Genomic DNA, 10,023 nt, shown 5'->3' with positions numbered 1-10,023 from the left:
AGCGCCCGTCGCTTCACCGGCCCAGCAGGGCACAACCCACGCCGGAAACGAACTCAAAACTGGATAGAAACTGGGGGCAACGTCACCATAGCTGTCTAGAGAAGCAAGCTACAAGGGGGACTACAACCCCCTCGTCGTAGCTTTAGAGCAACAATAATCTAGCTCCCTTTCGACCATCTCAACGAAGCCTCTCGCCTTTTTGTATTGGTCATAAATCTCACTAGTCGTTTTTTCGACGGTGAAGCTTCCAAAATCCTGATGCACCAACCGGTTTCTATCTCGGCCGATCTCAAGAAATGCCTTCGCAGCCTCATCAAACTGGACGCGGTTTCTCACCAAAGACGTCATATGTTCCCTAAAGACGTCTCCAAACATTTGATAAAATTTGTTCGCGTTATTTTTATCCCAATCAAACCACGTGTGGTATTGCCGGCTTATAACTCGGGCTTTAATCAAGTCGCCAACCATCGTGTTTGCGCTGCTATTCCTTGCAAACTCTTCCACTATGTTGGCGAGCGCGTTTTCGAAATAGCTCGCCGCGCTTAGCAGTATCGATTTTCTCGAATTGCCGTCCAAGCTATTCTGAAGAGAACAGCTCGACCTAGGACGTCATAGGTCGCGACAAATTCCTCATATATAGTATCTACGACCCCCACCTGATCGCCTCATCAAAGGGATGAAATTATTTCCCTCGCCTTTGAAATTCTAGTTTCAACATTGGAGGTTCTCGTTGTTCCTTCTAGTGAAGCGAGAACGAAATCCTTGTCTTTCTCAAGTGACGTGACTTCGCTTGGATTTATGACGCCCTTGACCTTCCTTCTCTCTTTGAAGGCCGTTGAGCAAGCTGCCGTGAACACCGCTTCAAACAGCGCAATATTAAATCTCCCATTTCGGGGATTGGTGAACGCATCCATTTGAAGTTCTGCGCACGCCTTCAGGAAAGAGTGGAACAAAGCCTCCAAATACGAATTTTGCTCTTTCGTATGGCTCTCGCACATCCTAGAAAAGTGATTTAGAAATCTAACTAAAGATGGAGCATATTTGTCCCCATCGATCAACATCGCGAATCCCCGTAGAAGAATCTCTATATCCTTCATATGTAGATCTGGCTCGGTATTTCCTAGGAATTCCCTCCATTTCTTATCTTGATTTATTCTGTATAGCATATCGTAGAAATTGGAATGGTACATACTGGTGCGAATCTCTTGCGGCCTTAGATTAACCCCGCCGGTATTAAGCCTATTGAAAACTTCATAAATAGCCGAGTCGTCGTCTTCGGGGGAGTTTTGTCTCACAACAATATTTCTAATGGGACGAAGATCCAATTGCGTCTTATATTCACCGAGCGTCGAATAGTTCAGCCCGTGGAACTTGTTGGACTCGTTTGGGAGTCGGCCCGTAAGCTTCAGTTTGAAATCCTCGAAATATGCATCGTCATGAAGTATCTCATCAGGTATCCGACCATGTAAATCGAATATCGCCCTAAGTTCGATCCTCTTATCTGTTCTTGGGAAGCGTCGCTTCATGAAATAATAAATTGACATTAGCCGCTGTTGACCGTCTATCACTAGAAACTTATTTCTAGATTGTTCATAAAGAAATAACTGAGGAACAGGTATACCGATTATCAAGGACTCAATAAGTTTTGACGCCCTCGTTCGGTCCCATACATAGTTTCGTTGGAAACCCGGTATACGAACGGCGCCGGCTTCGATGAAGCTGTAAAGCGTTAATACATTGAAGTCGTTCGGGGTGGCCGTAATGTCGTATTCGTCGACTTGGCCCTCGTCTGCATCATCGGCATAGTCGTCAAACCAAGAGTCTGTGTCGTCGGACATTCAAATCTCCAAATCGCGCGAAGCGCGTCGTGTCCATTAATCACAAATCTCAACGAGGCGTCAAAGGTCTCAATTCAACAAGAGTTAGGGAATATACACCCGAGCTAATCAGCCACAGATCCATTAACTATCGCAACTTTGATCCGATATTTGACCCTCAATGCTGAAGCTGCCTTAGACAAGCCAGCCCTCAGACCACTCCTGTATGAGTTAGAGTCGGCGGCAAAAAGCATCAGAATATCGCGCAGCAGCCTCTTCAATCGCCCATCTTCAGCGCCTGAATAAACGCCTCTTGCGGGATATCCACTTTCCCGAATTGCCGCATCCGCTTCTTGCCCTCTTTCTGCTTGTCGAGCAGCTTGCGCTTGCGCGAGACGTCGCCGCCGTAACATTTGGCGGTGACGTCCTTGCGCAGCGCCGAGATCGTCTCGCGGGCGATGACCTTGCCGCCGATCGCCGCCTGGATCGGGATCTTGAACAGGTGGTGCGGGATCAGCTCCTTCAGCTTCTCGCACATCTGGCGGCCGCGCTTTTCCGCCGCCGTGCGGTGAACCAGCATCGACAGCGCGTCGACCGGCTCCTCGTTGACCAGGATCGACATCTTGACCAGGTCGCCTTCCTTGTAGTCGGTGAGGTGATAGTCGAAGGACGCGTAGCCCTTGGAGATCGACTTCAGCCGGTCGTAAAAGTCGAAGACCACCTCGTTGAGCGGCAAATCGTAGATCAGCATGGCGCGTTTGCCGACATAGGAGAGGTCGGCCTGGATGCCGCGCCGGTCCTGGCAGAGCTTCAGGATGCCGCCGAGATAGTCGTCGGGGGTCAGGATGGTGGCGCGGATCCACGGCTCCTCGATGGCCGATATCTTGACCACGTCGGGCATGTCGGCCGGGTTGTGCAGTTCCTTGACCGTGCCGTCATTCAACAGCAGGCGGTAGACGACGCTCGGCGCGGTGGCGATGAGGTCGAGGTTGAACTCGCGCTCCAGCCGCTCCTGGATGATTTCGAGATGCAGCAGGCCGAGGAAGCCGCAGCGGTAGCCGAAGCCGAGTGCGGCACTGGTTTCCATTTCGAAGGAGAAAGACGCGTCGTTGAGGCGCAGCTTGCCGACGGCGGCGCGCAGATCCTCGAAATCGGCGGCGTCAACCGGGAACAGGCCGCAGAACACCACCGGCTGCGCCGGCTTGAAGCCGGGCAGGGCTTGTGCCGTCGGGCGCTTGTCCTCGGTGATGGTGTCGCCGACGCGGGTGTCGGCGACTTCCTTGATCGAGCCGGTGAAGAAACCGAACTCGCCGGGGCCGAGCTCGTCGACATTGATGCGGGCGGGCGTGAAGACGCCGGTGCGCTCGACCAGGTATCTGGCGCCGGTGCCCATCATGCGGATGGTCTGGCCCTTCTTCAGCACGCCGTCGATGATGCGGACCAGCACGATGACGCCGAGATAGGCGTCGTACCAGCTATCGACCAGCATCGCCTTCAGCGGGGCCGTGATGTCGCCTTCGCGCGGCGGCGGCAGATCGTTGACGATCGCCTCCAGCACGTCGGGAATACCGAGCCCGGTCTTGGCCGAGATCAGCACGGCGTTTGAGGCGTCGATGCCGATCACCTCCTCGACCTGCTCGCGGATGCGCTCGGGCTCGGCGGCGGGCAGGTCGACCTTGTTCAGCACCACGACGATCTCGTGGTTGTTATCGATCGCCTGGTAGACATTGGCCAGTGTCTGCGCCTCGACGCCTTGCGAGGCGTCGACGACCAGCAGGGAGCCCTCGCAGGCAGCCAGCGAGCGCGACACTTCATAGGCGAAGTCGACATGGCCGGGCGTGTCGATCAGGTTGAGGATATAGTCCTGCCCATTGTTGGCGTGGTACTTCAACCGCACCGTCTGCGCCTTGATGGTGATGCCGCGCTCGCGCTCGATGTCCATCGAGTCCAGCACCTGCTCCTTCATGTCGCGCAGCTCCAGCCCGCCGGTCGACTGGATCAGCCGGTCGGCAAGCGTGGATTTGCCATGGTCGATATGGGCAACGATGGAGAAGTTGCGGATGTTCTTGATCGGCGTGGTCATGCGGCGCGCTTTAGCAGGGGCACGGTATATCGGCAAGCGGCGGAGCGCGGGTGCGACGGCGGCGAGGCAAAGTCGTTAAACTTTGATCCATGAGATTAGAGCATAGTTCGCGCCCGACGTGATAGCCCACCGGTCTATCGCCGTTTCGGGGGGTCGGAATGCCGCTGTCAGCACGCAAATTTCTCAGATCGGTGAGCGGCTCGTTCGCGCCGATGCTCGCCATCCTGCTTATCCCGATGGTTGCCGCATTGGGTTTTTCCATCGACTATACCTCGGCGGTTTCAACCAGGGCATCGATGCAGAACGCCCTCGATGCAGCATCGCTGTCGATCACGACGCTTGCTACAGACACGTCATTGGCGGACCGCCAGGTGAAACTGCAGGAGGCATACCTGGCCAATGGCGGGCAAGGCACGGCCAAGCTCGACAGCTTCGTCGTCGCCGCCGACGGCGCCGCCAGCATCAAGGCTTCGGCCGGCTTTGCCATGGCGACGAGTTTCATGCAGATCGTCAAGATCAACACGGTGCAGGTCGGCGTCGCGTCGGGAGTGACCAAGAGGCCGGCATTGGTGGAGGCTACGTTCAAGGTCGACAAGATCTCGGGCTGGTGGGACAAGACGGTGACGCTCTACGGCACGAAATCCGGGGACACTGTGGCCAACAAGCTGATGAGGATCTCCTACGCCTACAACAGGTTTGGCGATCCGAAAGGCTACGGAACCTCCTCTGTGTACACGATCAATGGAACGACGGAGACGCTGGTCCAGAAACAAGTATGCACGACCACCACGGTGCTCAGCTTCTACGGCTTGCCCACCGGCACAATCACTCAGATCAGCGGCACCAGGAAATACGCAACCACCTGCGTCAACACGATGTATCCCGCGACCGGCGCCGGTGCGGTGATCGACGTGAAGGACATGGATAACCTGTCTCTGGAGATGAAGATTCCGAATCCCAATCCCGGTCTTGGCGGCGGCTATCTGGAGACGGGCACGAAAACAACCCTGCGATCGGACGACCCGGTCACTTCCGACCGATTGTTCATCGACAAGGTCAAGACGCTAGCCAATACGACTGTCGACATCTTTACGGCCGTGCCCTGCGGCATCACCAGCAGTCAAGCGTGGGAAGACGGCGGGTCCCTTACCAATAACACCATAGACGACGCCGATTTTTCCTATTTCGTGACCGGCAAGTGCGCCTTCAACAAGCGGCCTTCGGAAACCGTGCTTACACAATAGCCGGGCCGCGTGCCGATCTCCCCCCGTGTGGGCGGGATCGGATGTCGCCTCGGCCCGCGCTACTGTCCTGAGACGAAAAACGTGGACTTCTCCTCAATCACGAAGCGGTGATGCTGTAACGAACCGTGCGTCGGCGGCGAAGTGTGGACATGGAACCGCACAGGAGAACAGCGATGACCGGATCGAAACGCAGCACAGCCCTGATGGGGCTCGCCGCGGTACTGTTTTCGGCGACTGTGCTGTCGGCAACCAGCGCGGCTGCCGGCCAGACGCTGACCGTAGTCGAGCTGTTCACCAGCCAGGGCTGCTCGTCCTGCCCGCCGGCCAACGCCAATCTGATCAAGGTCAAGGACCGGCCCGGCGTGCTGGCGCTGTCCTTCAACGTCACCTACTGGGACTATCTCGGCTGGAAGGACACATTCGGCAAAGAAGAATTCACGCAGCGCCAGGTCCGCTATGAGCCGTCGCTCGGCCGTTCCGGCCCGTTCACGCCGCAAGTGGTGGTCAACGGCAAGGCCGATGCGGTCGGCGCCAGGCCGGGCGAGATCGAGCAGCTGATTTCGAGCGGCGGCCACGCCGACGGACCTTCGCTGTCGCTCGCCGGCGGGAAGGTCAGCATCGGCGCCGGTCCGGTGCCCGGCGGCAAGGCCGATGTCTGGCTGGTGCGTTACGGCAAGGGCGTCGTCGAGGTGCCGGTGGCGCGCGGCGAAAACACCGGCCGCACGCTGCCGCACGCCAATGTCGTGCATTCGCTGACCAGGTTGGGCAGTTGGACCGGCGACGCCACCGCGCTGCCGCTGCCGGCGACGACGGGTGGCCTCAGCACCGCGGTGCTGGTGCAGGTGCCGCGCGGCGGGCCGATCCTGGCTGCCGCCACGAACTAGAAACCCTGCCGAATTTCCCCAACGCGCAGCGGCGCCGCCGCATGCCGTCAACACAGGCCAAACCCAAGGAGATCATCATGACCAATCGTTTGACCAATCGCCCGACCCTGGCGGCACTCGCCTTCGCACCTTGCTCGACGGCGCTGTTTGCCGGTGGCGCGGCGCGGGCCGAAGATGCGATGAAGCCGGCGATGGCGACAAACGCCATGAAGCCGGCAACGGACGCCATGAAGCCGGCCGACGCGATGGCCACGACCGCGATGAAGGCGACAGATCCGATGACGACCGACTGCATGAACAAGGCAGCCGCCGAGACGGACGCCATGAAGAAAGCCGAAGCGACCAAGGCCTGCGATGCCATGGCTCCGGCCAAATAGGCGATGCGCACAGCAAAGTGAGAGCCCGGCGGACCTATCCGTCGTATAATCCACACCAGCATCATGGGAGATCAGACATGACCGCAGCCGTGAAACGATCGTCGATTTTCGCAAAAGCAGCACTTGCCGCGCTCATCCTCACGGCCGCCGCCGCCGTGTTCTGGCAGACGCCGGCAGTCTCGGCCGAAGACGCGGTGGTGATCCCGCCGCCGGCAATGGACGAGAAGGCTACCGCCGGCACCGAAAAGGCGGTCTTCGCCGGCGGCTGCTTCTGGGGTGTGCAAGGCGTGTTCCAGCACGTCAAGGGCGTGACCAGCGCCGTCTCCGGCTATGCGGGCGGCGACAAGGACACGGCCGTCTATGAAATGGTCGGCACCAGCCGGACGGGTCATGCCGAATCCGTCGAGATCACCTACGAGCCGTCCAAGGTGACCTACGGCCAGCTGCTGCAGGTGTATTTCTCGGTGGCGCACAATCCGACGCAACTGAACTACCAGGGGCCGGACAGCGGCACCCAGTACCGTTCGACGATATTTGCCGAAAACGACACGCAGAAAAAGATCGCCGAAAGCTACATCGCCCAGCTCGACAAAGCCAAGGTGTTTCCCAAGCCGATCGTGACGACGCTGGAGACCGGCAAGAGCTTCTATCCGGCCGAGGATTACCACCAGGACTTTCTGACGCTCAACCCGACCTATCCCTATATCGTCTACAATGATCTGCCCAAGGTCGAGAATCTGAAGCGGCTGTTCCCCAACCTCTACAGCGAAAAGCCGGTTCTGGTGCTGGCCGCCAACAAGAGCTGAGCTTTTGGGGCCTGCGGGCCCGACGGAGAATAAGCGTCGGCGATCCTTCGCACCCCCCTCTGTCCTGCCGGACATCTCCCCCGCAAGGGGGGAGATTGGCTATCACCTCGACCTTCACCAAATCTCCAACGTTCAGGACGAGCGGAGCGCTGAAACTGCTAATCTCCCCCCTTGCGGGGGAGATGGCCGGCAGGCCAGAGGGGGGTGCTGTCCCGCCAGCGCCTCGAAACTACACCCCCTTTTTCCAGGGCAGGCTCCAGCGCACTTTCTCCAGCGTCGCCTTTGCCTCGGGCGAGTCCGGGTCGGGCTCCGTCTCGCGATAATGCGCCGAGCCCTCAGGCGGGTAGGCAAGCGTGTTGTTGAGGGCGAATTTGTCGATCTGGCTGAAGTCGGGGAAAGGCAGATTTTGCGCCTCGCGCCAATCGCTGACCCTTTTCTCCGCGGCGATGCGTTTTTCGTCGTCGACCGGAAGGTCGGTGGCTCGGTATTCCAGTGACGAAGGGAAGGCGAACTGCGCGCCGGCATCATCCATGATGTTGATCATGGACAACAGGATGTCCTCGCGGATGGCTTGAAAATCGGCCACGTCGGCGGTTTTGACGTAAGTGAACACGTCGATGTCGAGCGAATAGGCGCCGAAGCCGGCAAAGCGCACGCGGCACGGCTCGTCGATGACGCGCGGGTGGGCGATCAGCAGCCTGCGCAGCTCGGCCAGGACGTAACGCATCTGATCGGGCGTCGTCTCGTAGCGCAGCTGCAGCGTCGTCGCGAACCGGGTGCGGTCGCGATGCGCGTAGTTCTCGATCTGCATGCCGGCAAAATCCGAATTCGGCACCGAGATGATCGTGCGGTCGAGCGACCTGATGCGCGTCGAGCGCATGCCGATATGCTCGATCGTGCCGGACTGGTCGCCGAACTTGCAGAAGTCGCCGACGCTGACCGGCCGGTCGGCATAGAGCGTCAGGCCGGAGAGGAAGTTCTGCAGCGTCGGCTGCGCCGCCAGCGCCACCGCCAGACCGCCGATGCCGAGACCGGCAATGACGCCTTCGTAGGGGATGGCGAGCACTTCGGCCAACAGCAGGAAGGCGACGACCAGCACGGCGACGCGCGCGACACCGGTGGAAAGCGAAATCAGCGTGTCGTGATAGCCGGGCACCTGCCACAGTCCGCGATAGTGGTCGGCGACCTTGCCGATCAGGTGCCAGACCACCGGCACGGCGCCGATCACGACCAGGCTCCAGGCGATTGCCTTGACCGGGGCGGCGACGACTTGCGGCAGACCGAGCGGGCGCAGCGTCAACAGCAGGAAGAAGCCAAGCACGATCGAGCGCACCGCCCATTCGACAATGCGGAAGAAGGCCGAGCTGTCCGTCCTTCGCACAAACAAGGAAATCAGCGCATTGGCGATGAAGCCGAAGACGATACCGGCCAGTGCGGCAAGGCCGAGCATCCACCATTGCCAGTGCTCCATCGGGCCGGCGCGGGTGAGCAGGCCGGGGCTGATCTCGCGGGCGAGGCCACGGGCGATGAAGAACGGGTCGGTGCTGGCGAAGGCGGCGAATTCCGGCGCCACCGGCACGTCTTCGACGTCGGCGTAGAGCGCGCGGATGTGGGCGAGCGTCTCGGGCGTAAACTGCCAGATCTTGCTCTTCTCGGTCTCGACCGGGCCGATGACGATGTTGCCGGCGGGATGCTCGAAATAGACGAAGGGGGTGTTGCTCTTCGGATCGTCGGGGATCTCCTGCCAATAGACATAGCCGATGCGGTCGATGACCTTTTTGAGATAGCGCTCGAGCAGGAACGCCTCGTCGCCGCGCACGGCCTGACTGTAGTTGCGCAGGTCGAGCGCCGCTTGTGCCGGGTCGCCGGCTTCGGTGAGGCCGCTCAACAGTACCTTGAACGTATCGCGCGGCGAGGCAAGCTTGCTCGGATCGTCGACCATGTCGACGGCTTCGCCACGCGCTTCCTGGAATTCGGCGAGCTTGGCCTGGAGCCGGGCAAGTGGCGGCCCGACGATGAACCAGTCGCCATGCTTGCGGCGAAAAGTGACGGCGAAGGAGACCCTGGTGCCGTATTGCGGCAGCGTCGCCGTCACCTCGTCTCCGGAAATCGCATCATGCGGCAGGCTCCACAGACGGAACGTCGCGTTGTCGATGACGGTGAACAGAAGCTTGGTGTAATCGGGCATGTTGAGGCCGCCGCGGTCGGCCTCGGTGACGTCGACGAGACCTGCTGCCAGACCGGCAAGACCCATGCCGCCGCCGGTGGCGCGCGGCACGTTGTCGGCGCCGCTCTCGTTCATCGTCTGCAGGAACGAGCGCATGGTGCTCATCGGGCTCGACTGGTCGACACGGACGTCCTCGACGGCGCTGACACGCACCCCTGTCCACCATTCGGCGGTGGCGGCATCGAAACGGCCCATGAAGCTGCCGCCGTCGGGCGACTGGACGAAGGTGAAAGCGCCCTGGCGGTCGCCTTCGAACCAGTGGCCGACAAGCTTGTCGCCTTCGGCCTTGGCCTCGATGCGGCCGTTGTAAAGCGGGTAGACGCCCTTTACGTCAGTGCCGGTCTGCTCGAACTTGATCTGGGCGCCGCCGCCGCGCCACTTCGTGTCCCACACGCCCGCCCAGTTGGCCGCGTCTTGGGCGTGCGCCTGCGGCATGGCCGGCAGCAGTCCGGCAAGCGCGAGTGCGCCGATCAGCGCGACCGTCCGGATCAGCAAAAGCAGCAGCCGATCCTGTGCTGCCGCAGAAAAGGGGTTCATTCTGTTGCCCTTCTTCTTGCCGGCGATTCTGCTGGGCCGGCCAGAGAA

General features: G+C 59.9%; 8 protein-coding genes. 4 read left to right on the top strand and 4 right to left on the bottom strand.

What is annotated here, in order from left to right:
• Positions 1–120: 120 nt before the first annotated feature.
• From NKH21_RS26330 to lepA, 3 genes are all read right to left on the bottom strand, one after another.
• On the bottom strand, positions 121–576 hold the full coding sequence (locus tag NKH21_RS26330) for a HEPN domain-containing protein (protein ID WP_352868494.1): 456 nt from the start codon (positions 574–576) through the stop codon (positions 121–123).
• A gap of 92 nt (positions 577–668) precedes the next feature.
• Positions 669–1,838 carry a GmrSD restriction endonuclease domain-containing protein gene (locus NKH21_RS26325; RefSeq protein WP_352868491.1) on the bottom strand — a complete coding sequence of 390 codons (1,170 nt, stop codon included), beginning with the start codon at positions 1,836–1,838 and terminating at the stop codon, positions 669–671.
• A 256-nt stretch (positions 1,839–2,094) separates the two neighbouring features.
• Positions 2,095–3,900 (bottom strand): translation elongation factor 4, encoded by a 1,806-nt coding sequence (lepA, locus tag NKH21_RS26320; RefSeq protein WP_352593269.1) that lies wholly within the window; start codon positions 3,898–3,900, stop codon positions 2,095–2,097.
• Positions 3,901–4,058: 158 nt separating this feature from the next.
• On the opposite strand from lepA, the gene NKH21_RS26315 reads away from it, so the two are divergent.
• From NKH21_RS26315 to msrA, 4 genes are all read left to right on the top strand, one after another.
• Positions 4,059–5,144 (top strand): TadE/TadG family type IV pilus assembly protein, encoded by a 1,086-nt coding sequence (locus tag NKH21_RS26315; RefSeq protein WP_352868488.1) that lies wholly within the window; start codon positions 4,059–4,061, stop codon positions 5,142–5,144.
• 173 nt (positions 5,145–5,317) lie between these two features.
• Positions 5,318–6,028: a DUF1223 domain-containing protein gene (locus NKH21_RS26310; protein ID WP_352868485.1), complete on the top strand. Its 711-nt coding sequence runs from the start codon at positions 5,318–5,320 to the stop codon at positions 6,026–6,028.
• Between the two features lie 77 nt (positions 6,029–6,105).
• Complete coding sequence (locus NKH21_RS26305; protein WP_352868482.1) at positions 6,106–6,405, top strand: hypothetical protein; 300 nt, start codon at positions 6,106–6,108, stop codon at positions 6,403–6,405.
• A 77-nt stretch (positions 6,406–6,482) separates the two neighbouring features.
• On the top strand, positions 6,483–7,211 hold the full coding sequence (gene msrA / locus NKH21_RS26300; RefSeq protein WP_352868479.1) for a peptide-methionine (S)-S-oxide reductase MsrA: 729 nt from the start codon (positions 6,483–6,485) through the stop codon (positions 7,209–7,211).
• 229 nt (positions 7,212–7,440) lie between these two features.
• On the opposite strand, the gene NKH21_RS26295 is transcribed toward msrA, so the two are convergent.
• Positions 7,441–9,975, bottom strand: a complete 2,535-nt coding sequence (locus NKH21_RS26295; RefSeq protein ID WP_352868476.1) for a mechanosensitive ion channel family protein — start codon at positions 9,973–9,975, stop codon at positions 7,441–7,443.
• Between the last annotated feature and the right edge of the window lie 48 nt (positions 9,976–10,023).

Source organism: Mesorhizobium sp. M1329, from assembly GCF_040318035.1.
Lineage (GTDB): Bacteria > Pseudomonadota > Alphaproteobacteria > Rhizobiales > Rhizobiaceae > Mesorhizobium.
The sequence above is the reverse complement of the archived record's forward strand: the minus strand, read 5'-3'. Positions and strand labels throughout refer to the sequence as shown.